This window comes from Ramlibacter sp. JJN2-2R (assembly GCF_057747835.1).
Window position 1 is genome coordinate 3,048,771 of sequence record NZ_CM173226.1, and the last position, 25,655, is coordinate 3,074,425.

Genomic DNA, 25,655 nt, shown 5'->3' on the forward strand with positions numbered 1-25,655 from the left:
CGCGCCGGCAGGCCCGGCCAGCTCACTTGAGCGCCTTGAAGCGCACGCGCTTGGGCTTGGCGCCCTCCTCGCCCAGGCGCTTCCTCTTGTCGGCCTCGTACTCCTGGTAGTTGCCGTCGAAGAAGACCCACTGGCTGTCGCCTTCGGCGGCCAGGATGTGGGTGGCGATGCGGTCCAGGAACCAGCGGTCGTGGCTGATCACCATCACGCTGCCGGCGTATTCGAGCAGCGCGTCTTCCAGCGCGCGCAGCGTCTCGACATCCAGGTCGTTCGACGGCTCGTCCAGCAGCAGCACGTTGGCGCCCTGCATCAGCGTCTTGGCCAGGTGCAGCCGGCCGCGCTCGCCGCCCGACAGCAGGCCGACCTTCTTCTGCTGGTCGCCGCCGTTGAAGTTGAAGCGGCCGCAGTAGGCGCGGCTGGCCATCTGGAACTTGCCCACGTTGATCATGTCCAGGCCGCCGGAGATGTCCTCCCAGACGGTCTTGTCGGCCGCCAGCGCGTCGCGGCTCTGGTCCACGAACGCCATCTTCACGGTCTTGCCGATCTTCACCGTGCCCGAATCGGGCTGCTCGCGGCCGGCGATCATCTTGAACAGCGTGGACTTGCCGGCGCCGTTGGGGCCGATGATGCCGACGATGGCGCCCGCGGGCACCTTGAAGCTCAGGTTGTCGATCAGCAGGCGGTCGCCGAACGACTTGGAGACGTTCTCGAACTCGATCACTTCGTTGCCCAGGCGCTCGGCCACCGGGATGAAGATTTCGTTGGTCTCGTTGCGCCGCTGGTAGTCGACGTCGCTCAGCTCCTCGAAGCGGGCCAGGCGCGCCTTGCTCTTGGCCTGGCGGCCCTTGGCGTTCTTGCGCACCCACTCCAGCTCGGCCTTCATCGCCTTGGCGTGGGCTTCCTCGCCCTTCTGCTCGGCCTCCAGGCGCGCTTCCTTCTGCTCCAGCCAGGTGCTGTAGTTGCCCTTCCAGGGGATGCCGCGGCCGCGGTCCAGCTCCAGGATCCACTCGGCGGCGTTGTCCAGGAAGTAGCGGTCGTGGGTGATGCCCACCACCGTGCCCGGGAAGCGCGCGAGGAACTGCTCCAGCCACTCCACCGACTCGGCGTCCAGGTGGTTGGTGGGCTCGTCCAGCAGCAGCATGTCGGGCTTGGACAGCAGCAGGCGGCACAGCGCCACGCGGCGCTTCTCGCCGCCCGACAGGTTCCGGATGGTGGCGTCCCAGGGCGGCAGGCGCAGCGCGTCGGCGGCGATCTCCAGCTGGTGCTCGGTGTCGCTCTCGGCGCCGGCGGCCGAGATGATGGCCTCCAGCTTGGCCTGCTCCTCGGACAGCTTGTCGAAGTCGGCGTCGGGCTCGGCGTAGGCGGCGTAGACCTCCTCCAGCCGCTGCTTGGCGGCGGTGACCTCGCCCATGCCGCCCTCGACGGCCTGGCGCACGGTCTGGTCGGGGTCCAGCTGCGGCTCCTGCGGCAGGTATCCGATCTTCAGCCCCGGCATCGGGGTGGCCTCGCCCTCGATCTCGGTGTCGAGGCCGGCCATGATCTTCAGCAGCGTCGACTTGCCCGAGCCGTTCAGGCCCAGCACGCCGATCTTGGCCCCGGGGAAGAAGGACAGCGAGATGTCCTTGAGGATCTGGCGCTTCGGCGGCACGGTCTTGCCGACGTGGTTCATGGTGTAGACGTACTGGGCCATTGGCGGTGTTCTGTTCTGCGGGGAAAGGGGGGATTATCCGGGTTGCGGGATCCCGGCGCCGCGGCCCGCCTGGGGGCCGCCTGCCGAGGTGGGGCCGCCGGCGGCGGCTTCAAGGGGCGGCGCCGGCCTGCCGCGGCGCCGGACGCGCCGCCCCGGTTGGCGCACAATCGGCGCCCGTCCCGGCTCCGCCCGCCTGCCATGAGCACCCTGCAGCCCACCGCCTCGCCCGCGGCTCCCACCCTCGGCGCGAGGGGGGCGATCGCCCTGGCTGCCCTGGGCGTGGTCTACGGCGACATCGGCACCTCGCCCCTGTACGCATTCAAGGAGTGCCTGAACCCGGAGCACGGCGTGGCGCTCACGCCCGCCGCCGTGCTGGGCCTGCTCTCGCTCATCTTCTGGGCCCTGATGCTGGTGGTGACGCTCAAGTACGTGGTGTTCGTGCTGCGGGCCGACCACGACGGCGAAGGCGGGATCATGGCGCTGCAGGCGCTGGCCCGCCACGCGGTGGAGCAGACCGACGGGCGCGGCTGGCTGCTGGCGCTGGTCGGCGCCATGGGCCTGACCGGGGCCGCCATGTTCTACGGCGACAGCCTCATCACGCCCGCCATCTCGGTGCTCTCGGCCGTGGAGGGACTGAACGTGGCCACGCCGGTGTTCCAGCCCTACGTGATCCCGATCACGCTGGTCGTGCTGGTGGGCCTGTTCCTGCCCCAGCGGCTGGGCACCGGCGCGGTCGGCAAGGTGTTCGGCCCGGTGATGGTGCTGTGGTTCGGCACGCTGGCCGTGCTGGGCCTGCAGCACATCGCGGCGCAGCCGCAGGTGCTGCGCGCGGTCGACCCGACCTGGGCCGCGGCCTTCCTGGGCTCGCACCCCACGCAGTCGATCGTGGTGCTGGGCTCGGTCTTCCTCGCCGTCACGGGCGGCGAGGCGCTGTACGCCGACATGGGGCACTTCGGCGCGACGGCGATCCGGCAGGCCTGGTTCTTCGTCGCGCTGCCGGCCCTGCTGCTCAACTATTTCGGCCAGGGCGCGCTCGTGCTGTCCGACCCGACGGCCATCGACAACCCGTTCTTCCGGCTGCTGCCGCCCTGGGGCGTGGTGCCGATGGTGGTGCTGGCCGCGGCGGCGACGGTCATCGCCTCGCAGGCCGTGATCTCGGGCGCCTACTCGCTGACCGCGCAGGCGATCCGGATGGGCTACCTGCCGCGGTTGAAGATCGTGCAGACCTCGGGCCAGGAGGCCGGCCAGATCTACATGCCGACCGTCAACTGGCTGCTGGCGGTGGGCGTGGTCGCGCTGGTGCTGGGCTTTCGCAGCTCCAGCGCGCTGTCGGCGGCCTACGGCATCGCCGTGTCGGTGACGATGGTGACCACCACGCTGCTGGCCGCCATGGTGGCGCGGCGCCTGTGGAACTGGAACCGCACGCTGGTGGCGATCGGCTCGTTCGTGTTCCTGGCAGTCGACATCCTGTTCCTGGTGGCCAACAGCCTGAAGATCGCCGAAGGCGGCTGGCTGCCGCTGGTGGTGGCGGCGGTGGTGCTGGGGCTGTTCACCACCTGGGCGCGCGGGCGCCGCACGGTCCAGGCGCTGGCCGCCGCCGACCGGGTGGAACTGGAACCCTTCGTCGAAGCGCTGCTGCGCGAGCCGCCGCACCGCGTGCAGGGCACCGCGGTCTTCCTGACCGCCGATTCGCAGGCCGTGCCGCACGCGCTGCTGCACAACCTCAAGCACAACCAGGTGCTGCACCAGCGCATCATCGTGCTGCAGGTGCAGGGCACCGACACGCCGCGGGTCGACGCGAAGCACCGCATCAGCGCGCAGGAGCTGGGCGCGGGCTGCTGGCGGGTCATCGCCCGGCACGGCTTCATGGAGGAGCCGAACGTTCCCGAGCTGATGCGGATCCTGGCGTACCAGAAGGGCATCGGCATCGAGTCGATGAGCACCTCGTACTTCGTCTCGCGCGAGACGGTGGCCACCGGCGCCCTGCCCGGCATGAGCCGCGCGCGGCAGGCGGTGTTCGCCTGGCTGCACCGCAATTCGAGCCGCGCGTCGGACTACTACGGCCTGCCGCAGAACCGGGTGGTGGAGTTCGGCCGCCGCCCCTGACCTGACGGGCGGGGCGCGGCGTCAGTCCGCCTTGCGGTCCAGGCTGTTCTGCAGCGCCGCCTTGGCCACCTGGTCGAGCGCATCGTCGACCACGTTGCGCTCGGCGATGATGCGCAGCAGCCCCTGCGAGCGCAGCCGGTCCAGCGTGCGGCGCGACATCGAGTGCGCGGTGCCCGCCAGCGCGGTGAACATGAACAGCGTGCCGTGCGGGCTGGCCCAGGTGAGCTGCACGCGCGTCCACTGCCCCTCGACCATCAGCTCGGCCCAGGTGCCGGTGCGCAGTTCGCCGCCGGCGCGCGGCTCGGCCGGCGTTGCCGGCTCCATCAGGGCCGCGAGTTCGTCCTCCGGCATGACCGAATGCCAGCCCGATTCCTGCACCTCGCTGTCGGCCAGCCAGGGTTCGGCGGCGGCCTCCTGCGGCGGTTGCTGCTCCACCGCCTCGGCGGCGCGCTGCGCCTGCGTGTCCTCGGCGCCCTGCATGGCGGCCTGGTGCAGCGTGGTGAGGTTGTCGAAGAACCGCTGGCTCAGCTCGGGCGGGTAGGAGATGCGCTCCAGGCCCTCGCGCAGGCGCGCCAGCAGCACGGGCACCATCTGCGCCAGCCGCCGCGCGCGATTGCGCTGCGCGGTCGTCTTCTGCACGCTCCAGATCAGGTCGTCGACCAGCGCCCGGTAGCCGAACGGGTCGTCCGAGCCGTCGGTGCAGGTCAGCTGCGCCTCGGCCACCACCTGCGCCCACGAGCCGCGCAGGAAGTCGAGCACGAACGGGGCGACCTCCAGGCCCTGGCCGGCCTGCTCGAAGTCCTGGGCCAGCTTTTGCGCCAGCAGGTTGCGCTGCTCCGCGTGCAGCAGGGCGCGGGCGGCTTCCTCGCGCCGCTGGCGCACGGTGGAATCGTGGCCGGTCCACACCGACTGCAGGTGGTCCAGCAGCTCGCCGAAGGTGTCGGCATCGACCACCTTGCTGGTGGTGAGCCAGTGCGTGGCGTACTGCACGCTCTGCATGAAGCGGCGCCAGCCGTCGTCCGACTCGCTCTGGAATGCGAGGCTGCGCTGGGTGATGCGGTCCAGGAACTGGCGCGCCGGATGGGTGCGGTCGGCAAAGAAGCGCGAGTCCTGCTCGGCCAGCTTCTGCACCGTCGGCTCGATGGAGCGCAGCTGCGCCTTCAGCGCCGGCAGCAGGCGGTCGTCCTGCGACAGCGTGTCGAACATCAGGCGCAGCACCTCCTCGCCCAGCTGGTGCCCGAGGCGGGCCGCCGGGGGCGCCTCGTGCGCCGCCGCCGGCGCCAGCATGTCCACCGGGGCCGGCGCGGGCGTGGGCTTGGGCCGCTGCTCCAGCCGCTTGACCAGCGCGTCGACCTGCTTGAGCTCCTGCAGCATCGACAGCGAGGCGGGCACGGTGTGCAGGAACTCCTGCTTGCCGCGCGGCGCGTCGAAGTCGCCCGCGAGCAGCTTGCGCAGCCGGTCGAGGTTGAGCAGGGTCTTGGCCATCGCGCCGATGGCCGGCGCGCCGGTGGCGCCGCCGCCCTGGTGCAGCCGGCCGCCCTGCGGCACCGCGGGCTCGACGCCGGTGGACTGCAGCCAGTCGGCCAGCTCGCGGTACAGGCGCCGCAGGTTGACGCCCAGCAGGCCGCCGGCCGGGGCGATGATGACCTCGCGGGCATGCGCATCGGGCACGTGGCGGGCCAGCGTGGCCTGCAGCGAGCGCACGAAGACCTCCGGCCGCATCGGGTTCAGGCCGGGCTGGATGGTGCGCCAGCCCATGAGCGTGCTGACCAGCGAATCGAGGGTGGGCAGCACGTCGTCGACGGCGAACGAAACCTCCTGCAGGGCGCGGGCGACCTCGATGCTCTGGTCGAGCTCGGCGTCGCCGAACAGCTGCAGGTCCTCGTAGCGCAGCACCTCGGTCTGCACCTGCTCCTTGCCGCCGCCCTCGTAGACCAGCCGGGTGAGCTCGGCCATGTAGGTGGCCTGGACGGCCGCGGCATCCTGCTCGAGCGCGAGCACGGCCGACTTGATGGCGGCGAGCTGGAAGGCCGCCACGCTCTGCGGGCCGACGGGGGCGGTGCCGCGCACGAGTCCCTGCAGCACCTCGGCCATCAGCGGGCCAGCCTGCTGCAGCATGGTGGACAGGCAATCGTTGAGCGAGGGTTGCAGGGCCGCCGGGTCGTCGGCCACCCCGAGTCTGAGCTTGAGCGACTTCGCCATGGTTGCGCTGATTATGTGGGCGTGGCTCATCTTTGCGAAGCGTGCGACAATGCGGCTTCTCGCAGGCCTGCAGTCGTCTTGCGAGCTCAGCGCTTCGCTGGGGAGCCGCCGGTCCACACCGGAACACGCCTCCCGATCCCAACCTCATCTGCTCCTGACTGAACTCGGCGCGACCGCGCCGTGCCGGGCCGATGCCTTGCGCCAAGGTAGGCGCTTCTTTGCTCATGACTTTTGACGAACTGAATCTGGCCCCCGCCATCCTCAAGGCGGTGCGCGAGCAGGGGTACGAGACCCCCACCCCCATCCAGGCACAGGCCATCCCGGCCGTGCTCGAGGGCCATGACCTGCTCGCCGGCGCACAGACCGGCACCGGCAAGACCGCCGCATTCACGCTGCCCCTGCTGCACAAGCTCTCCAAGGGCCAGAGCAAGACCAACAGGTTCGGCAAGGACGGCATCGCGGCCCTGGTGCTGACTCCCACGCGCGAACTCGCCGCGCAGGTGGAAGAGTCCGTGCGCACCTACGGCAAGTACCTGCCCCTGACCTCCACCGTCATCTTCGGTGGCGTGGGGATGAATCCGCAGATCGACCGCATCCGCAGCGGCGTCGACATCCTCGTCGCGACGCCGGGCCGCCTGCTCGACCTGCAGCAGCAGGGCCACCTGGACCTCTCCACCGTCGAGGTCCTCGTGCTGGACGAAGCCGACCGCATGCTGGACATGGGCTTCATCCACGACGTCAAGAAGATCCTGGCGCTGATGCCCAAGGACAAGCAGTCGCTGCTGTTCTCGGCCACCTTCAGCGATGAAATTCGTGACCTTGCCAACTCTTTGTTACGCGATCCCCGTAGCATCCAGGTCACACCGCGCAACACCACGGTGCAGCGCATCACCCAGGTGGTTCACCCGGTGGGCCGCGGCAAGAAGAAGCAGCTGCTCGCGCACATCATCCAGGAGCACGACTGGAGCCAGGTGCTGGTGTTCACGCGCACCAAGTTCGGCGCCAACAACGTCGCCGAGTTCCTGAACAAGAACGGCGTCACCGCGATGGCGCTGCACGGCAACAAGAGCCAGGGCGCCCGCACGCAGGCGCTGGCCGGCTTCAAGAGCGGCGAGATCCGCGCCCTGGTGGCCACCGACATCGCCGCCCGCGGCATCGACATCGACGACCTGCCGCACGTGGTGAACTACGAGATTCCCAACGTGCCCGAGGACTACGTGCACCGCATCGGCCGCACCGGCCGTGCCGGCCGCGAGGGCCAGGCCGTGAGCCTGGTGTGCCTGGACGAGGAAGGCTTCATGCAGGAGATCGAGCGCTTCACCAAGCAGCAGATCCCCGCGCAGGTGGTCGAAGGCTTCGGTCCCGAGCCGGGCGAGCGCGCCGAGCCCATCGCCATGGGCCGCCAGACGCTGTGGGGCGGCGCGGGCAAGCCGCCCAGCCGCGACGTGATGGCCGCCGCCGCCAAGGCCGCGCGCCAGGAGATGATGCAGCGCATCCGCGACAACAAGGGCGCGCGCGACGGCGCCGGTTCCGGCTCCGGCTCCGGCAACGGAGGCAACGGCCAGCCGCGCAATGCGCGCGGCGGCAACGGCCAGGGCCGCGGCAAGCCGCCGGCCGGCCCGCGTCCGGCCCAGGGCGCCAACGGCCAGGGCCAGCGCCCGCCGCAGCAGCAGCCGCGGCAGGTCCGCGCGGACCAGGGCTTCGACGAGCGCGAGGACCGCGACGACGACCGCATGCCGCGCAACGTCGATCCGCTGCGCACCAACCTGCCCAGCCGCCGCGACACCATCGGCGTGCGCCGCCCGGCCACCGGCAACGGCGGCCAGCCCGACCCGATGCGCACCAGCATCGACAGCATGGGCGGCGGCGCCCGTCGTGGCGGTGGCGGGGGCGGTGGTGGCGGCAACCGCAATCGCGGTGGCGGTGGCGGGGGCTACGGCGCCCGCAACGGCAACGGCGCACGCAAGTACGGCAGCTGAAGCCGTTGCGCGTCGTGCCCGCCTGGCGGGCATGACGTGACAAACCGGCCCGGCCGCGCACAATCGCGGCCATGGCCACCCGCACTGCCCTGCTCGCCGGCGCGACCGGTCTCGTCGGCCGCGAGCTGCTCGCGGGATTGCTGGCCGATCCCGACGTGGCGGCCGTGCACACCCTGGCACGCCGCGACCTCGGCGTCGCCCACCCCAAGCTCACCCACCACCGCGTGGACTTCGCGGCCCTGCCCGCGCTGCCCGCCGTCGGCGAGGTCTACCTCGCCCTGGGCACCACCATCAAGGTGGCGGGCAGCCAGGCGGCCTTCCGCGCGGTCGACCACGACGCCAACCTGGCCGTCGCCCGCGCCGCGCGCGCCGCCGGCGCGATGCGGCTGGGGGCCGTGAGCGCGATGGGCGCCGACGCGCGCTCGACCATCTTCTACAACCGCGTCAAGGGCGAGCTCGAGGAGGCGCTGGGCTCGCTCGGCTACACCGGCGTGGTGCTGGCCCGCCCGTCGTTCCTTGCCGGCGACCGCGCCGCGCTCGGCCAGCCGGTGCGCGGCGGCGAGAAGCTGGCCCTGCGCATCAGCACCGTGCTGCGGCCCATCATCCCGGCCAACTACCGTTCGATCCTGGCGCGCGACGTCGCGGCGGCGCTGCTGCAGGCGGTGCCCGAGGCGCGCGGCGTGCAGGTGCTGTCGTCGGGGGAGATGCAGGGCGCGAGCGGGCGCTGAGCGCCGCCGCGCTCAGGACGGCGTGCGCTCGGCCGCCGGCGACAGCGGCCCGCCCTGGCGCAGCTCGCGGATCGCGCGCTCCATCGCGGGCGACAGCACGTTCCATTGCATGCGGCGCGTGAGGCGGTGGTGCCCGAGGCGAAAGCCGTGCGACGTCTGCAACGCCCCGGCATCGTGCGTGTAGCCCAGGTCACGCAGCACCAGCGGGTCCTGCTCGGGCGGTCGTCCGTTGGTCCAGGCGCCGACGATGCCGTCCCAGATCGCGTGGCCGTCCCGGTGGATGCCGTAGCCGTGCTCCCAGCCCAGCGCCTTCAGGCGCTGGCGCGCCGCGGCCATGTAGGCGGCGTCGAAGATGTACGTGTCGGTGCCCACCCAGCCGCCGTCCAGCCAGGCTTCGACGAGCGGGCGCGAGGCGCCTTGCATCGCGGGCACCAGCCCGCGCATGATCTCGCCGCGCAGTTCCACCCAGTGCAGTCGGGCGGGAATGCCGCACAGGCGCAGCAGCGCGACCAGCAGCGTGCCCTTGTCCGGCGAGTCGCCCCGGCCGAAGTCGAGCACCTCCCGCGCCGTGCGCACGTGCAGCTTGATGGGCTTGGTGAACGGCAGCCGCTTGACGAACGCGTACAGGGCCAATGCCTTATCGCGCTCGGACTTGCAAAGCTGCGACAGCGAACGGGCCCGCAGGCGCAGGCGCGGATCCTCCAGATCCATCAGCGTCGTGGCGCCCAGCCAGTGCGCCGGCCCGTGGTCGGCGGGGCCGGGCAGGTGCGCATCGGTGGATGTCTCTGGCAAGTGAACGCTTCTCCGGCAGCTGGCCGACCCGGTGCTGCCGGGTCCTCCCTGCGTGCGCGCCCAGTCCCTCTTTTGACTGCCGGACATCCGGGCGCGAACACGAAATGATTCTAGGCGCGCGTCCGCGGCGCCCACCCATTTGGACGATGCCGGCGCGACAAGATGCGGCAGGCACGCCACAGGCCGCGACTGCGGGTATGCCCGGGCGCACGGCGCCGGACCGCGTGCTACAAGGTCCGGCGGCACGCTCACAACCACAGGAACGATGGCAACCGTCCAAATCCAAGGGGTCGAGAAGTACTTCGGAACCGCGCACATCATCCGCGGCGTCGACATCGAGATCGAGGACGGCCAGTTCGCCGTGCTCGTGGGCCCGTCGGGCTGCGGCAAGTCGACCCTGCTGCGCATGATCGCGGGCCTGGAGGAGATCAGCCGGGGGCAGATCCTCATCGGTGGCCGGGTGGTCAACGACATGATGCCCAAGGAACGGGACATCGCCATGGTGTTCCAGAACTACGCCCTGTACCCGCACATGACCGTGCGCGACAACATGGCGTTCAGCCTGATGCTGGCCAGGCAGCCCCGGGCCGTGGCCGACGAGCGCGTGCGCAAGGCGGCCTCGATCCTGGGCCTGGAAGCCCTCCTCGACCGCTATCCGCGCCAGCTCTCGGGCGGCCAGCGCCAGCGCGTGGCCATGGGCCGCTGCATCGTGCGCGACCCGCAGGTGTTCCTGTTCGACGAGCCGCTGTCCAACCTGGACGCCAAGCTGCGGGTGCAGATGCGCACCGAGATCAAGGAACTGCACCAGCGCCTGAAGACCACGTCGGTGTACGTCACGCACGACCAGATCGAGGCCATGACCATGGCCGACAAGATCGTGGTGATGCGCGACGGCGTGGTGGAGCAGACCGGCAGCCCGCTGGAGCTGTACGACCACCCGGTCAACCAGTTCGTCGCCGGCTTCATCGGCTCGCCGGCCATGAACTTCCTGCCCGGCGTGCTGCGCCGCGCGGACGGCGCGGCGCGGGTGGAACTGGCCGGCGGCCTGTCGCTGCCGGTGCCGGTCCATGCCGCCGCCGTCGAGGACGGCCGCAGCGTGGTCTACGGCACCCGGCCCGAACACATGGAACTGGCGGACGGCGGCGAGGGCGTGCCCACCGAGGTCGTGGTGGTCGAGCCCACGGGCGCCGACACCCAGGTGTTCACCAAGCTCGCCGGCGTGGAGGTCACCAGCGTGTTCCGCGACCGCCATGCGTTCCGCCCGGGCGACACGATCCGCCTGCGCCCCGACCCCGCCCGCGCCCACCTGTTCGACGCCGCCACCGGCGTGCGGCTCGCCGCCTGAGGCCAGGCCGGCCACGGCACCGATCGCGCTTTCCCCACCCACCAAGGAGACAACCATGTCCGACAACCGTCGCAAGTTTCTGAAGAAGGCTTCGGCCGGGGCCGCCGCCGTGTCCGTGCCGATGCTGTGGCCGGGCGTGGCCTCGGCGCAGTGGAACAACCAGCCGGAAAAGGGCGCCAAGCTGCGCGTGCTGCGCTGGAAGCGCTTCGTGCAGGGCGACGAGGACGCCTACATGGCCAACGTCAAGAAGTTCACCGAGAAGTACGGCATCGACGTGCGCGTGGACAACGAGGGCTGGGAGGACGTGCGTCCCAAGGCCGCGGTGGCCGCCAACACCGGCGCCGGCCCGGACATCATCCTGTCCACCAACGACGACGCCAACCTCTACCCCGACAAGCTGCTCGACGTCACCGACCTGGCCGAGTACCTGGGCAAGAAGTACGGCGGCTGGTTCCCGGCCGCGCAGGCCTACAACCGGCCGGACGGCAAGAAGTGGATCGCCCTGCCGCTGGGCGCCGCCGGCTCGATGATGGTGTACCGCCAGAGCCAGGTGAAGGCCGCCGGCTTCGACGCCTTCCCGAAGGACACCGATGGCTTCCTGAAGATGTTCAAGGCCCTGAAGGACAAGGGCACCCCCGGCGGCATGGCCCTGGGCAACGCCACCGGCGACGGCCTGTGGTGCAACTGGCTGGTCTGGGCCTTCGGCGGCATGCTGGTGGACAAGAACAACAAGGTCGTGATCGACAGCCCCGAGACGATGAAGGCGCTGGAATACGGCAAGGAGCTGTACGCCACCTTCGTGCCGGGCACGCTGTCGTGGCTGGACCCGAACAACAACAAGGCCTTCCTGGACGGCCAGTGCTCGGTCACCAACAACGGCATCTCGATCTACTACGCGGCCAAGAACTCCCAGGATCCCAAGCTCAAGGAGATGGCCGGCGACATCCAGCACGCGACCTTCCCGGTCGGGCCGGTCGGCCAGCCGACCGAGTCGCACCTGTTCTTCAACCAGATGGCCTTCAGGCACACCAAGTACCCGAAGGCGGCCAAGGAGTTCCTGCGCTTCATGATGGAGAAGGAGCAGTTCGAGCCCTGGCTCACCGGTGCGGCCGGCTACGTGGCGCCCCCGCTGGACGCGTACACCAAGATCCCGGTGTGGACGGCCGACCCGAAGAACACGCCGTACCGCGACGCCGTGAAGAACATGCGTCCCGCGGGCTACGCCGGCAAGCTCGGCTACGCATCGGCGGGCGCCGGCGCCGACTTCATCATGGTCAACATGGTGGCCGAGGCGATCAGCGGCTCCAAGTCGCCCAAGGAAGCGATGCAGCGCGCCCAGCAGCGCGCCGAGCGCTACTACAAGGTCTGACGGCGCACCCGCGTGCTGCGACGACTGCAGAACAGCCGCAACCTCCTCGGGCTGGCATTCATGCTGCCCGCGGGGGTCTTGCTGCTGCTTTTCCTGACGTACCCGCTGGGCCTGGGGGTCTGGCTGGGTTTCACCGACACCAAGATCGGCCGCGGCGGCGAGTGGATCGGGTTGGGCAACTACGCGTTCCTGTGGGGTGACCAGGTCACCCGCCTGGCCCTGTTCAACACGCTGTTCTACACGGCCGTGGCCAGCGTGGTGAAGTTCGCGCTGGGCCTGTGGCTGGCCATCCTGCTGAACGAGCGCATCCCGTTCAAGACCTTCTTCCGCACGGTCATCCTGCTGCCGTACATCGTGCCCACGGCGCTGTCGGCGATCGCCTTCTGGTGGATCTACGACTCGCAGTTCTCCATCATCAGCTGGGTGCTGGTGAAGATGGGCCTGATCGACCGCTACATCGACTTCCTGGGCGATCCCTGGAACGCGCGCCTGTCCACCATCGTGGCCAACATCTGGCGCGGCGTGCCGTTCGTGGCCATCACGCTGCTGGCGGGCCTGCAGACGATCTCGCCGTCGCTGTACGAGGCCGGCGCCATCGACGGCGCCACCGGCTGGCAGCGCTTCCGGTACATCACGCTGCCGCTGCTGACTCCCATCATCGCGGTGGTGATGACGTTCTCGGTGCTGTTCACCTTCACCGACTTCCAGCTGATCTACGTGCTCACGCGCGGCGGCCCGCTCAACGCGACCCACCTGATGGCCACGCTGTCGTTCCAGCGCGCCATCCCCGGCGGAGCGCTCGGCGAAGGCGCGGCGATCGCGGTGGCGATGGTGCCGTTCCTGCTGGCGGCCATCCTGTTCAGCTATTTCGGCCTGCAGCGCCGGGCCTGGCAGCAAGGCGGCGACCAATGAAGAGCAGCGACAACGAGAGCCAGGGGCTCCATTACCTGACGTCGCTGCCGCGGCGCGTGGTCACCATCTACGTGCCGCTGGCGGTGTTCGTGTTCGTGCTGCTGTTCCCGTTCTACTGGATGGCGATCACCGCGGTGAAGCCGGACAACGAGCTGCTCTCGCGCCAGGGCAACCCGTTCTGGGTGGTGGGGCCGACGCTGGCTCACTTCGAGAAGCTGCTGTTCCACACGTCCTACCCCGAGTGGCTCTGGAACACGGTGGTCGTCTCGGTGGTGTCCACGTTCGTGTCGCTGCTCGCCTCGGTGATGGCGGCCTACGCCATCGAGCGGCTGCGCTTTCGCGGCTCCAAGCAGATCGGCCTGTCGATCTTCCTGGCCTACCTGGTGCCGCCTTCCATCCTGTTCATCCCGCTGGCCACCATCGTGTTCCAGCTCGGGCTGTTCGACACCAAGTGGGCGCTGATCCTCACCTACCCGACCTTCCTGATCCCGTTCGCCACCTGGCTGCTGATGGGGTACTTCCGCTCGATCCCCTTCGAGCTGGAGGAATGCGCCCTCATCGACGGCGCCACGCGCCTGCAGATCCTGTGGAAGATCGTGCTGCCGCTGTCGGTGCCGGGTCTCATCTCGGCCGGCATCTTCGCGTTCACGCTGTCGTGGAACGAGTTCATCTACGCGCTCACCTTCGTGTCCTCCTCCGAGGTCAAGACGGTGCCGGTGGGCGTCGTCACCGAGCTGGTCGAGGGCGACGTTTACCATTGGGGCGCCCTGATGGCCGGGGCGCTGCTCGGCTCGTTGCCGGTGGCCATCATCTATTCGTTCTTCGTCGAGTACTACGTCTCCGGCCTCACCGGCGCCGTCAAGGAGTGAGCCGCCGCGGCGCGAGCCGCCGGCCCTCCTTCCCCCATCTCCAGCAGGACCTTCCATGAGCAATTCCCCCACCCGGAAGAAGAAACCCGAGGACCTCCGCAGCCAGCAGTGGTTCGGCCGCCAGGACCGCGACGGCTTCGCCTACCGCAGCTGGGTCAAGGGCAAGGGCGTGCCCCACGACCAGTTCGACGGCCGCCCGGTCATCGGCATCTGCAACACCTTCAGCGAGCTGACGCCCTGCAACTCGCATTTCCGCACGCTGGCCGAGCAGGTCAAGATCGGCGTCTACGAGGCCGGCGGCTTCCCGCTCGAGTTCCCGGTGATGTCGCTGGGCGAGACGCTGCTGCGGCCCACCGCCATGCTGTACCGCAACCTGGCCAGCATGGACGTCGAGGAGTCGATCCGCGGCAACCCGGTCGACGGCGTCGTGCTGCTCATGGGCTGCGACAAGACCACGCCCTCGCTGGTGATGGGCGCCTCCAGCGTCGACCTGCCCACCATCGGCGTGTCGGGCGGCCCCATGCTCAACGGCAAGTGGCGCGGCCAGGAGCTGGGCTCGGGCACCGGCGTGTGGAGCATGAGCGAGCAGGTGCGCGCCGGCACGCTCAAGCTGCAGGACTTCTTCGAGGCCGAGAGCTGCATGCACCGCAGCCACGGCCACTGCATGACGATGGGCACCGCGTCCACGATGGCCAGCATGGTCGAGGCGCTGGGCCTGGGCCTGCCCGGCAATGCCGCCTACCCCGCCGTCGACGGCCGCCGCAACGTGCTCGCCCGCATGGCCGGCCGGCGCATCGTCGAGATGGTGCACGAGGACGTGAAGCTCTCCGCCATCCTCACGCGCCAGGCGTTCGAGAACGCCATCAAGACGCTGGCGGCCATCGGCGGCTCGACCAACGCGGTGATCCACCTCGTGGCCATCGCCGGCCGCCTGGGCGTGAAGCTCACCATCGACGACTTCGAGCGCCTGGGCAGCGAGATGCCCTGCCTGCTGAACCTGCAGCCGTCGGGCAAGCACCTGATGGAGGACTTCTGCTACGCGGGCGGCCTGCCGGCGCTGATGAAGGAGATCGCGCCGCACCTGCACCTGGACGCCGTCACGGCCAACGGCAAGACGGTGGGCGAGAACATCCAGGACGCGGTGAACTACAACACCGAGGTGATCCAGCCGCTGGAGCGCCCGTTCAAGGACCACGCCGGCATCGCCATCCTGCGCGGCAACATCGCCCCGCGCGGCGCGGTCATCAAGCCGTCGGCGGCCACCCCGGGCCTGCTGAAGCACCGCGGGCGGGCCGTCGTGTTCGAGGACATCGAGGACTTCCACACCCGCATCAACGACGAGTCGCTCGACATCGACGAGACCTGCGTCATGGTGCTGCGCAACTGCGGCCCCAAGGGCTACCCCGGCATGGCCGAGGTAGGCAACATGCCGCTGCCGCCCAAGGTGCTGCGCAAGGGCATCACCGACATGGTCCGCATCAGCGACGCGCGCATGAGCGGCACGGCCTACGGCACCGTCGTGCTGCACACCACGCCCGAAGCGGCCGCCGGCGGGCCGCTGGCGGCGGTGCGCACCGGCGACTTCATCGAGCTGGACGTCGCGGCGCGCCGCATCCACCTCGACATCAGCGATGCCGAACTCACCGCCCGGATGGCGCAGTGGAAGGCGCCCGAGCCGCCGCTCAAGAGCGGCTACTGGAAGCTGTACATCGACCACGTGCTGCAGGCCGACGAGGGCGCCGACCTGGACTTCCTCACCGGCCAGCGCGGCTCGTTCGTGCCGCGCGACAACCACTGACGCCGCGCGCCCGGCGCCGTGCCGGGCTTGACCCGGCCCGCGGCGGCGGCGTTCAATCGACTCGGGGCGGCCCGGCGGACGGGTCGCTCCCGCCACCACGCAGCCAGATGCAGCACCAGCCCGACGCGCCCGACACCACCGCCCCCGGCCGGCCCGCCGAGGCGCGGAGGCCCCTGCCGTGAAGGACTTCGTCGCGCTCGACTGGGGCACCTCGGCCCTGCGCGCCGCGCGGCTCGGGCCGGACGGCCAGGTGCTCAAGGAGCACCACGCCCACCACGGCATCCTCCATGTGCCGCCGGGGCAGTTCCCGCAGGTGTTCGCCGCCACCGTCTCGAAGTGGCGGCTTGCGCCGGGAACGCTGTGCCTGGCCAGCGGCATGGTCGGCAGCCGGCAGGGCTGGCTGGAGGCGCCGTACTGCCGCTGTCCCGCGGACGGGGCCTCGCTGGCCGAGTGCGTGGCATGGGTCCCGGACGTGCCCGGCGGCCTGCGGCTGGGCATCGTGCCGGGCCTGCTCACCCACCACGCCGGCGTGCCCGACGTGATGCGCGGCGAGGAAGTGCAGGTGCTGGGCGCGATGTCGCTGCTCGGCCTGGACGAAGGCACCTTCGTGCTGCCCGGCACGCACAGCAAGTGGGTGCAGGTGCGCCAGGGCCGCATCGCGCGCTTCACGACCTTCATGACCGGCGAGGTCTACGACGCGCTGCGGCGGCACACCATCCTCGGGCGCACCATGCCCGAGGACGACGGCCCGCTGGACGAGATCGCGTTCCTGCGCGGCGTGCAGCAGGCGCGCCGGGCCGGCTCGCTGCTGCACGGCGCGTTCAGCGCGCGCACGCTGGCCCTCTTCTCGCAGCTGACGCCCGAGGCGCTGCCCAGCTACCTGTCCGGCCTGGTGATCGGCGAGGAGCTGCGCGCGCAGACGCTCGAGAACTCCGCCGTCCACCCGGTGCTGGTGGGCAGCGAAGCGCTCACCACGCGCTATGCCCTGGCCCTGCGCGTGTTCGGCCTGAGCGCCTCGCCGCTGGGCGCGCTGGCCACCTGGCGCGGCCTCTGGATCCTGGCCAACACGCTGGAGTCGCAACGATGATCTCCACCTTCGAGGGCGCCCTGGCGGCCTGCCCGCTCGTCGCCATCCTGCGCGGCATCACGCCCGCGGAGGCCGTGCCAGCCGGGCGCGTGCTGGTCGACGCGGGCTTTCGCGTCCTGGAGGTGCCGCTCAACTCGCCGCAGCCGCTGGACAGCATCGCCGCGCTGGCGCACGCCTTCCCGCAGGCCTGGATCGGCGCCGGCACCGTGCTGCGGCGGGCCGACGTCGGGCCCGTGCAGTCGGCCGGCGGCCGGCTGGTCGTGGCGCCGAACTTCCATCCGGAGGTGGTGCTGGAGGCGCGCGAGCTCGGCCTGGCGGCCCTGCCCGGCGTCGCCACCCCGACCGAAGCGTTCGCCGCGCTGGAAGCCGGGGCCAGCGCCCTGAAGCTGTTCCCGGCCGAGATGATGGGTCCGCCCGTGGTCAAGGCCCTGCGCGCGGTGCTGCCGCCGCAGGCGCTGCTGCTGCCGGTGGGTGGCATCACGCCGGACAACCTGGCGCCCTACTTCGCCGCCGGCGCCAGCGGCTTCGGCATCGGCTCGGCGCTCTACCGCCCGGGCATGCCCATCGACGAGCTCGCGGCCAAGGCGCGCGCGTTCGCCGATGCATGGGCCGGTACGATGCGCGCATGAGCGCGACACCGACACCTTCCGCCATTTCGTTCGGCCTGCGCGGCCGCATCTGCGTCGTCACCGGCGGCTCGCAGGGCATCGGCGAAGCCTGTGCCCGCCGCTTCGCGCAGGACGGGGCGGTGCCCGTCATCGCCGACCTGGCGGTGGAGCGCGGCCAGGCGCTGGCCGACGAACTGGGCGGGCTGTTCGTGCCGTGCGACGTGGGCGACAAGATGCAGGTCGACACGCTGGTGGCCAAGACCATGCTCACCTACGGGCGCATCGACGTGCTCGTGAACAATGCCGGCATCTTCAAGGCGGCCGACTTCCTCGACATCACCGAGGCGGACTTCGACGCCGTGCTGCGGGTCAACCTCAAGGGCTCGTTCCTGGTCGGCCAGGCCGTCGCGCGGGAGATGGCCGCCGCCGGCCGCGGCGCCATCGTCAACATGAGCTCGGTGAACGCCGTGCTCGCGATCCCGACCATCGCCAGCTACAACGTCAGCAAGGGCGGCATCAACCAGCTCACGCGCGTGATGGCGCTGGCGCTGGCGGACAAGGGCATCCGCGTCAACGCGGTGGCACCGGGCACCATCGCCACCGAACTGGCGGCCAAGGCCGTTCTCACGAGCGACGAGGCGCGCCGGCGCATCATGAGCCGCACGCCGATGAAACGTCTGGGCGAGCCGTCCGAGATCGCCGACGCGGTGGCCTGGCTCGCCAGCGACGCCGCCAGCTACGTCACCGGCGAGATCGTGGTCGTGGACGGCGGGCGGATGACGCTGAACTACACCGTGCCGGTGTCGTAGGGGCCTCGCCGCCCGACGCCGCGCCTCACGGATGAGCTCACCGCGGCGGCCATTGCTGGGACAATCGGGCCTTCCCCCGGCGTTCCCCTGCTCGAAGTCCCGATCCAACCGATGCAAGCTTTTCTGGAAGGCGGCGGCCCCACCGGCGCGCTGCTGCGAGGGCACGACTGGGGTGCGACCCCGATCGGCCGGCCCTCCGCCTGGCCCGAGGCCCTCAAGACGCTGGTGAGCGTCATGCTCGGTGCCAACCAGCCGATGTTCGTGGCCTGGGGCCCGAGCCGCACGCTGGTCTACAACCAGCAGTACGCGGAAGTGCTGGCCGGCAAGCACCCGCTGGCCCTCGGGCGCGACATGCTGGAGGTCTGGTTCGACATCCGCGACGACGTCGGCCCGCTGGTCGACCAGGTGTTCCGCGGCGAGTCGGTCTACCGTGACGACATGAAGCTGGTCATGCAGCGGCGCGGCTTCGTCGAGGAGACCTACTTCTCGTTCTCCTACTCCCCCGTGCGCGACGACACCGGCGCCGTCAGTGGCCTGTTCTGCGCCTGCACGGAAACCACCGAACAGGTGCTGGCCCAGCGCCGGGTCCGCGACAGCGAGGCACGGCTGCGCGGGGTGCTGGACAACATGGACGAGGGGTTCGCCCTGCTCGACACTGATTTCCGGCTGCTGGAGATGAACGATCCCGGCGTGCGGATGGTCGACGGCCGTCGCGAGCAGATGATCGGGCGCACCCACTGGGAGCTGTTTCCCGGCACCGAGGACGCCCCGCTCGGGCGCATGTACAAGCAATGCATGGCCGACGGCAGGCCGCGCAGCCTGGAGTTCCAGTATGCGTGGCCGGACCGGCCGGCGACCTGGTACGAGGCCCGGGCCACTCCATCCCGCGAGGGCCTGGCGGTGTTCTGGCGCGACATCACCGAGCGCCGGCGGCTGGTCGAGGTGGCGGCGCTGTCGGCCGAGCGGGTGCAGCTCGCGCTGGAGGCCGGCGCCATCGTCGGCACCTGGGTGTGGGAGGTGACGGCCGACCGCTTCCTGGCCGACGCCCGCTTTGCCCGCTCGTTCGGGCTGGACGCGGACCTGTGCCGCACCGGCCTGCCGCTCGAACAGGTGATGGCGTCGATCCACCCCGAGGACCAGCCGCGGGTGAGCGATGCCATCGCCGAGGCGCTGGCGCGCGGCGGCCGTTACCGCTGCGAATACCGCGTGCGCCAGCTGGACGGCGTGTTCCGCTGGATCGAGGCCAACGGCCACGTCGAGCGCGACGAGAACGGCCAACTGCGCTTTCCGGGCGTGCTGCTGGACATCGAGGCGCGCCGCCGCGTCGAAGCCGAGCGCGACCACGCCCATGCCCTGGTGCGCACCATCATCGAGGCCGTCCCCGGCGTGGTCTACGCCAAGGACCTGGACGGCCGCATGCTGCTGGCCAACCGCGGCGCCGCCGAATTGATCGGCAAGCCGCCGGAGCAGTTCCTCGGAAAGACCGACCTGGAGAACCTCGAGGACAAGGCGCAGGCCGAAGCCGTGATGGCCAACGACCGCCGCATCATGGACAGCGGCCACGCGGAGCAGATCGAGGAGGAAGTCCGCCTGCCCGACGGCACTCCGGTGCTGTGGCTGTCGAACAAGGCCCCGCTGCGCGACAACGACGGCCGCGTCATCGGGCTGGTGGGCGCGTCGGTCGACATCTCCGAGCGCAAGCGCAGCGAGGAAGCACTGCGCGAGTCCGACCGGCGCAAGAGCGAATTCCTCGCCGTGCTGTCGCACGAGCTGCGCAACCCGCTGGCACCGATCCGCAACGGGCTGCACCTGCTCGAGCGCGCCCCCGCCGGCAGCCTGGTGGCCACCCGCTCGATCGAGGTGATCCGCCGCCAGTCGGACCACCTCGCCCGGCTGGTGGACGACCTGCTGGACATGACGCGCATCTCGCGCGGCAAGATCGAGCTGCAGCGGCGCACCATCGACCTGCGCGAGCTGGCTCGCAAGTCGGGCGCCGACGCCCAGTCGCAGCTGGCCGACGCCGGCATCGCCCTGCTGCTGGACCTGGGCGAGGCGGCGGTGTGGGTCGACGCCGACGAGACGCGCATCAGCCAGGTGCTGGGCAACCTGTTGCACAACGCGATGAAGTTCACCCCGGCGCACGGAACCATCCGGCTCGCGCTGGGCAGCGGCGACGGCCAGGCCGTCCTGTCCGTTCTCGACAGCGGGGCCGGCATGGCCCCCGAGGACGTGGACGGCATGTTCGAGCCGTTCGTGCAGGGCGAGCAGACGCTCGCGCGCACCCGGGGCGGCCTCGGCCTGGGCCTGCCGCTGGTGCGCGGCCTGGTCGAGATGCACGGGGGCAGCGTGGCCGGCCGCAGCGACGGCTACGGCCTGGGTGCGGAGTTCGTGGTGCGGCTGCCGCTGGCCGATGCGCCGGCGCCACCGCCCGGCGGCGAAGCCCCCGTCCCGGCGGGCAGCGGCCGCCGCATCCTGATCATCGAGGACAACCACGATGCCGCGCAGACCCTGGCCGAACTGCTGGCGCTCGAAGGCCATTCGGCCAGCGTGGCGTCCGATGCCAGCTCGGGGCTGGCGCGGGCGCGCGAGACCGTGCCCGACGTCGTGCTGTGCGACATCGGCCTGCCCGACATGGATGGCTTCGCGCTGGCGCGGGCGCTGCGCGCGGAGCCGCGCCTGGCGCGCACGCGCCTGGTGGCGCTGAGCGGCTATGCGCAGCCGGAAGACCGCCGGCGCTCGGTGGCCGCCGGCTTCGACGACCACCTGGCCAAGCCGCCCGACATCGGGCGGCTGCTGGCGGTGGTCAGCGCCGGCGGCTGAAGCCTCAGACGTTCGCCACCGAGACCGCGCGCACGTTCAGGTACGCCTCGATCGCCTCCGGGCCGCCCTCGGATCCGTAGCCCGAATCCTTGATGCCGCCGAACGGCATCTCGGCGGACGGCATGGCCGGCATGTTGATCCACAGCATGCCCACCTCGACGCGGCGGGTCAGCAGGTCGGCGTTCTTCAGCGACTTCGTGAACGCATAGCCGGCCAGGCCGAAGGACAGGCGGTTCGCCTCGGCGATCGCCTCGTCCAGCTGGGTGAAGGCGCGGATGGCGGCGACGGGTCCGAACGGCTCGTCGTTGAACACCTTGGCTTCCAGCGGCACGTCGGCCAGCACGGTCGGTTCCCAGAAGTTGCCCGCCTCGCCGATGCGCTTGCCGCCGGCGAGCACCTGGGCGCCCTTCCTGACGGCGTCCTCGTGGAATTCGGCCATGGCCGTCAGGCGGCGCGGATTGGCCAGCGGGCCCATCTGCGTGCCCTCGGCCAGGCCGTCGCCGACCTTCAGGCCCTGCGCGTACTTGGCCAGCGCCTGCGCGAAGTCGTTCTTGATGCTCTCGTGCACGAGAAAGCGCGTGGGCGAGATGCAGACCTGGCCCGCGTTGCGGAACTTGGCGGCGCCGGCGGACTTCACGGCCAGCGCGATGTCGGCGTCCTCGCACACGATCACCGGGGCGTGGCCGCCCAGCTCCATCGTCACGCGCTTCATGTGCTGGCCCGCCATCGCGGCCAGCTGCTTGCCCACCGGCGTCGAGCCGGTGAAGGTGATCTTGCGGATGGTCGGGTGCGGGATCAGGTAGCTGGAGATCTCGGCCGGGTTGCCGTACACCAGGCCCAGCACGCCCGGCGGGATGCCGGCGTCCTGGAACGCGCGGATCAGCTCGGCGGGGCCGGCCGGGGTTTCCTCCGGCGCCTTGACCAGCATCGAGCAGCGGGCCGCCAGCGCCGCAGCGACCTTGCGCACCACCTGGTTGATCGGGAAGTTCCACGGCGTGAAGGCGGCCACCGGACCCACGGGGTCCTTCACCACCATCTGGCGCACCGACAGGTTCCAGCGCGAGGGCACGATGCGGCCATAGACGCGGAAGCCCTCCTCGGCGAACCACTCGATGATGTCGGCGGCGGCCATGGCCTCGCCCTTGGCCTCCACCAGCGGCTTGCCCTGCTCCTGCGTCAGCAGGCGGCCGATCGCCTCGGCGCGCTCGCGCACCAGGCCGGCGGCCTTGCGCATGATCTTGCTGCGCTCGGCCGGCGTCATGTCGCGCCAGGTCTCGAACCCCTTCTGCGCGGCCGCCAGGGCCTTGTCGAGGTCGGCCTTGCCCGCGTGCGCGACACGGCCGATCTCCTTGCCCGAGGCCGGGTTGAAGACGGCGAGCGAGCGGCCATCGGCCGCGTCCTGCCACTGGCCATCGATGAAGAGCTGGATGTTGGGATAGGTCATGGAGGTGATACGGTGGGAACGGACGAAAACATCCATTCTCGCGGAAACCGCCAGGCGCCCGCCGCGGCGGCCCGCCCCGGCGTAGAGTGGCCGGCACGATGGCCGACGACCCCTTCGACCTGCAGCGGTTCGTCGACGCCCAGGAAGGCGTCATCGACGAGGTGCGCGCGCAGCTGCGTGCCGGCCGCAAGACCACGCACTGGATGTGGTTCGTGTTCCCGCAGCTGGCCGGGCTGGGCCACAGCACGATGGCGCGCCGCTTTGCCATCACGTCCCTGGCCGAGGCGCGTGCGTACCTCGCGCATCCCGTGCTGGGCGCCCGGCTGCGCGACTGCTGCGCCCTGCTGCTGGCCGGGCCTGGCCGCAGCGCGCACGAGATCTTCGGCTCGCCCGACGACCTGAAGCTGCGCTCGTGCCTCACGCTCTTCCAGCGCGCCGCGCCGCAGGAGCCGCTGTTCGCGCGCTGCCTCGAGAGGTTCTTCGACGGGCCGGACGAGCGCACGCTGGCGCTGTGCGGGGGCTAGCCGGCAGGCCGGCGGCGAAGAGCTCAACCGGAAAAAAACAAACTCTGCAAGAGCCGCCCCGCCACACGGGCGCGCCGCATTTCTCTATAAACCGCGGCAGGACATCGAAGAGCCCGACCCGGCGCCGCCGGGCGCGGGTCCACGCCACGGGGAGGCCGGACACATGGAAACCACATTGCAGCGGGACGAGCGCACGGCCGGGACGCGCACGGCCGACGTGCACGCGGTGCAGCGGCAGGCCGACGCCCTGGGCCCCTGGTTCCACGACCTGCAGCTGCCCGGCGGAGTGCGGACCCGGCCCGGCAGCGCGGGCGGCCAGTGGCAGCAGATCGCGCCGCACCTGCCCCAGGACCTGAGCAACTGGCGCGTGCTGGACGTGGGCTGCAACGGCGGCCTCTACAGCTTCGAGCTGGCGCGGCGCGGCGCCTCGGTGCTGGCCATCGACGTCGACGACCAGTGCCTGGCCCAGGCGCGCTGGGCGGCCGGCGTGCTGGGCCTGGACAGGCAGGTGGAGTTCCGGCACCTGTGCGTGTACGAAGTCGCCCAGCTCGCGGAGCGGTTCGACCTCGTGTGGTTCATGGGCGTCTTCCACCACCTGCGCTATCCGACGCTGGCGCTGGACATCCTGGCGCAGAAGACGCGCCGGCTGATGATGTTCCAGACGCTGCAGATGCCGGGCGACGAGGTCTACCCCGAGACGCGCGACCGCCCGCTGCACGAGCGCGAGCCCTTGCTCGACGCGGGCTGGCCCAAGATGGCCTTCGTCGAGCACCGCCTGGGCGGCGACCCCAGCCACTGGTGGGTGGCCAACCATGCCGGCGTGGAGGCCCTGCTGCGCTCGGCGGGCCTGCGCATCCTGGGCCGCCCTGGGGCCGAGATGTACCTGTGCGAGCCGCACCCCGCGCGCGCGGCGCGCTTCCGGGTCAGCCACGGCCTGGTGGGCACCGCGGCCGGCGCGCAACGGTCGATCGCGGCGTGACGCACGCGCAAGGCGCCGGTAGGAGCGGGTCGGCAGACCTGGCGGTGTGCGCCGCGCGTTTCCTGCTGCCCCACGAGGCCAGCCTCGCGCTGGTGCGTGCCGCATTGGCGCGTGCGCCGCGCTGCACGGTGTTCGTGCGCCGCGCGCACCAGGCGCCCTCGCCCGCCAACCCGTTCCGCTGGGACGAGCGCGCGCGCATGCTGCATGCGGCCCTGCGGGACGACGAGCGCCCGCGGGTGGAGATCCGGCCGCTGCGCGAGCACTATGACGACCTGCGGCTGCTGCAGGACATCGGCGCCGACACCGGCGGCGAGGAACGCGTCGCCTGGGTGGTGGGCGGCCAGCCGCCGCTGGACACCGAAGACCTGCCCACCGGCTGGCGGTTCGACACGCTGGGCGCCGCCGACGGCGACGCGCTCGCCACGGCGTGGCTGGAGCAGCTGTATGCGGCCGAGGACCCTGCCCGCGCGCTGTCCGCCCTGCAGGAGCGGCTGCCGGCCGATGCCATGGCGTTCCTGCGCCAATGGATCGGCACCGCGACGTTCGCGACGGTTCGCGACGACTGGCGGCAGGTCGCGCGCGAGCAGCGCGCATGGTCCGTGGCGCCCTATCCCGTGGTCCTGGTGACGGTCGACGCACTCGTGCGCGCGCGCGGCCACGTGCTGCTGGTGCGCCGCGGACGCTCGCCCGGGCGCGGCCTGTGGGCGATCCCGGGCGGGTTCCTCGAGCCGCGCGAGCCGGTGCTGGCCGCCGCGCTGCGCGAACTGGTCGAGGAAACCGGCCTGCCGCTGCCCCCGCGCGAGATGCGCCAGCGGCTGCGCGGCCGGCACGTGTTCGACCATCCGCAGCGCAGCCAGCGCGGCCGCGTGATCACGCACGCGTTCTTCTTCGACCTGGGCGACGCCGCGCCGCCGCCGGTGCGGGGCGGCGACGACGCCGCGGCCGCCCGGTGGATTCCCATCGACCGGCTGCCCGCCCTGGAGGCCGAACTGCACGACGACCACTTCCACATGCTCGAGACCTTCCTGTCGCGGCGCCCCTACGGAGGGGCCCCATGAACCACGACGCCCCCAGCGCCCGCTCCGAGGCCAAGAGGCTGATCCACCGCAACGTCGAGCGCATCCGGCGCATGGAGGCCTGGTCCAAGCGCAACCGCAACTTTGCCGAGCGGGCCGCCGAGACCGTGGCGCGGTTCTGCGGCCGCATGGCGTTCGTGTGGATCCACGCGGCGTTCTTCGCGCTCTGGATCGGCTGGAACGCGTGGCCGTCGCTGCCCCACTTCGACCCCTACCCGTTCACCTTCCTCACGCTGTGCGTGTCGCTGGAGGCGATCTTCCTGTCGTCGTTCATCCTCATCAGCCAGAACCAGGAGATGCGGACGTCGGAGCGTCGCAACCTGCTGGACCTGCAGATCAACCTGCTGTCCGAACAGGAGAACACCAAGATCCTGTCGTTGCTGCACGTGATGGCGCGCAAGATGGGCGTGCTGGACGAGGACGACCCCGAGATCGCCGCGCTGCTGGAAGCGGTGCGGCCCGAGTCGATCAGCCACGAGATCGAGTCGGCATTCAACGACAAGTGAGGCGCGCCGCCG

20 protein-coding genes are annotated in these 25,655 nt (G+C 71.0%); 16 read left to right on the forward strand and 4 right to left on the reverse strand.

The genetic code is table 11. From position 1 onward, the window contains the following. Positions 1-22: 22 nt before the first annotated feature. Positions 23-1,690 (reverse strand): energy-dependent translational throttle protein EttA, encoded by a 1,668-nt coding sequence (gene ettA / locus AC3ANR_RS14790; RefSeq protein WP_488288864.1) that lies wholly within the window; start codon positions 1,688-1,690, stop codon positions 23-25. A 198-nt stretch (positions 1,691-1,888) separates the two neighbouring features. Between ettA and AC3ANR_RS14795 the strand changes: the two genes are divergently transcribed. Beyond that, positions 1,889-3,796: a potassium transporter Kup gene (locus tag AC3ANR_RS14795; RefSeq protein ID WP_488288865.1), complete on the forward strand. Its 1,908-nt coding sequence runs from the start codon at positions 1,889-1,891 to the stop codon at positions 3,794-3,796. Positions 3,797-3,817: 21 nt separating this feature from the next. On the opposite strand, the gene AC3ANR_RS14800 is transcribed toward AC3ANR_RS14795, so the two are convergent. Further along, positions 3,818-5,998, reverse strand: coding sequence for a DUF1631 family protein (locus AC3ANR_RS14800; RefSeq protein ID WP_488288866.1), 2,181 nt, complete (start codon positions 5,996-5,998; stop codon positions 3,818-3,820). A gap of 224 nt (positions 5,999-6,222) precedes the next feature. Here AC3ANR_RS14800 and AC3ANR_RS14805 point away from each other — a divergent pair, with 224 nt between their 5' ends. Together AC3ANR_RS14805 and AC3ANR_RS14810 are read left to right on the forward strand one after the other, a co-directional pair. Continuing rightward, a complete protein-coding gene (locus tag AC3ANR_RS14805; RefSeq protein WP_488288867.1) occupies positions 6,223-7,977 on the forward strand; it encodes a DEAD/DEAH box helicase in 1,755 nt (584 codons plus the stop codon). Positions 7,978-8,048: 71 nt separating this feature from the next. After that, positions 8,049-8,705 (forward strand): Rossmann-fold NAD(P)-binding domain-containing protein, encoded by a 657-nt coding sequence (locus AC3ANR_RS14810; protein WP_488288868.1) that lies wholly within the window; start codon positions 8,049-8,051, stop codon positions 8,703-8,705. A 12-nt stretch (positions 8,706-8,717) separates the two neighbouring features. On the opposite strand, the gene AC3ANR_RS14815 is transcribed toward AC3ANR_RS14810, so the two are convergent. Next, a complete protein-coding gene (locus tag AC3ANR_RS14815; protein ID WP_488288869.1) occupies positions 8,718-9,497 on the reverse strand; it encodes a transglutaminase-like domain-containing protein in 780 nt (259 codons plus the stop codon). Positions 9,498-9,762: 265 nt separating this feature from the next. Here AC3ANR_RS14815 and AC3ANR_RS14820 point away from each other — a divergent pair, with 265 nt between their 5' ends. The 9 genes from AC3ANR_RS14820 (at position 9,763) to AC3ANR_RS14860 (ending at position 21,114) form a co-directional block, all read left to right on the forward strand. Further along, positions 9,763-10,842, forward strand: coding sequence for an ABC transporter ATP-binding protein (locus tag AC3ANR_RS14820; protein WP_488288870.1), 1,080 nt, complete (start codon positions 9,763-9,765; stop codon positions 10,840-10,842). A gap of 55 nt (positions 10,843-10,897) precedes the next feature. After that, positions 10,898-12,211, forward strand: coding sequence for an ABC transporter substrate-binding protein (locus AC3ANR_RS14825; RefSeq protein ID WP_488288871.1), 1,314 nt, complete (start codon positions 10,898-10,900; stop codon positions 12,209-12,211). A 12-nt stretch (positions 12,212-12,223) separates the two neighbouring features. Further along, positions 12,224-13,123 carry a carbohydrate ABC transporter permease gene (locus tag AC3ANR_RS14830; protein ID WP_488288872.1) on the forward strand — a complete coding sequence of 300 codons (900 nt, stop codon included), beginning with the start codon at positions 12,224-12,226 and terminating at the stop codon, positions 13,121-13,123. Next, a complete protein-coding gene (locus AC3ANR_RS14835) occupies positions 13,120-13,992 on the forward strand; it encodes a carbohydrate ABC transporter permease (protein WP_488288873.1) in 873 nt (290 codons plus the stop codon). The genes AC3ANR_RS14830 and AC3ANR_RS14835 overlap by 4 nt, the downstream gene beginning before the upstream one ends. Before the next feature lie 55 nt (positions 13,993-14,047). Continuing rightward, on the forward strand, positions 14,048-15,790 hold the full coding sequence (locus tag AC3ANR_RS14840; protein WP_488288874.1) for an IlvD/Edd family dehydratase: 1,743 nt from the start codon (positions 14,048-14,050) through the stop codon (positions 15,788-15,790). 178 nt (positions 15,791-15,968) lie between these two features. Further along, the gene (locus tag AC3ANR_RS14845; protein WP_488288875.1) at positions 15,969-16,877 is read left to right on the forward strand and encodes a 2-dehydro-3-deoxygalactonokinase; all 909 of its coding nucleotides are present in this window, start codon (positions 15,969-15,971) and stop codon (positions 16,875-16,877) included. Then, complete coding sequence (locus AC3ANR_RS14850) at positions 16,874-17,506, forward strand: 2-dehydro-3-deoxy-6-phosphogalactonate aldolase (protein ID WP_488288876.1); 633 nt, start codon at positions 16,874-16,876, stop codon at positions 17,504-17,506. Before AC3ANR_RS14845 ends, AC3ANR_RS14850 begins: the two co-directional genes overlap by 4 nt. Continuing rightward, a complete protein-coding gene (locus tag AC3ANR_RS14855; RefSeq protein ID WP_488288877.1) occupies positions 17,503-18,294 on the forward strand; it encodes an SDR family NAD(P)-dependent oxidoreductase in 792 nt (263 codons plus the stop codon). Before AC3ANR_RS14850 ends, AC3ANR_RS14855 begins: the two co-directional genes overlap by 4 nt. A 111-nt stretch (positions 18,295-18,405) precedes the next feature. Next, positions 18,406-21,114, forward strand: coding sequence for a PAS domain-containing hybrid sensor histidine kinase/response regulator (locus tag AC3ANR_RS14860; RefSeq protein WP_488288878.1), 2,709 nt, complete (start codon positions 18,406-18,408; stop codon positions 21,112-21,114). Positions 21,115-21,118: 4 nt separating this feature from the next. Here AC3ANR_RS14860 and AC3ANR_RS14865 read toward each other — a convergent pair whose 3' ends face one another. After that, positions 21,119-22,558: an NAD-dependent succinate-semialdehyde dehydrogenase gene (locus tag AC3ANR_RS14865; RefSeq protein WP_488288879.1), complete on the reverse strand. Its 1,440-nt coding sequence runs from the start codon at positions 22,556-22,558 to the stop codon at positions 21,119-21,121. A 98-nt stretch (positions 22,559-22,656) separates the two neighbouring features. Between AC3ANR_RS14865 and AC3ANR_RS14870 the strand changes: the two genes are divergently transcribed. From AC3ANR_RS14870 to AC3ANR_RS14885, 4 genes are all read left to right on the forward strand, one after another. Then, on the forward strand, positions 22,657-23,082 hold the full coding sequence (locus tag AC3ANR_RS14870; protein WP_488288880.1) for a DUF1810 domain-containing protein: 426 nt from the start codon (positions 22,657-22,659) through the stop codon (positions 23,080-23,082). A 163-nt stretch (positions 23,083-23,245) separates the two neighbouring features. Then, positions 23,246-24,061 carry a class I SAM-dependent methyltransferase gene (locus AC3ANR_RS14875; protein ID WP_488288881.1) on the forward strand — a complete coding sequence of 272 codons (816 nt, stop codon included), beginning with the start codon at positions 23,246-23,248 and terminating at the stop codon, positions 24,059-24,061. A gap of 44 nt (positions 24,062-24,105) precedes the next feature. Beyond that, entirely contained in the window at positions 24,106-25,119 is a 1,014-nt protein-coding gene (locus tag AC3ANR_RS14880; protein ID WP_488288882.1) for an NUDIX domain-containing protein, read from the forward strand. Beyond that, positions 25,116-25,643 (forward strand): DUF1003 domain-containing protein, encoded by a 528-nt coding sequence (locus AC3ANR_RS14885; RefSeq protein WP_488288883.1) that lies wholly within the window; start codon positions 25,116-25,118, stop codon positions 25,641-25,643. Before AC3ANR_RS14880 ends, AC3ANR_RS14885 begins: the two co-directional genes overlap by 4 nt. Positions 25,644-25,655 lie beyond the last annotated feature (12 nt).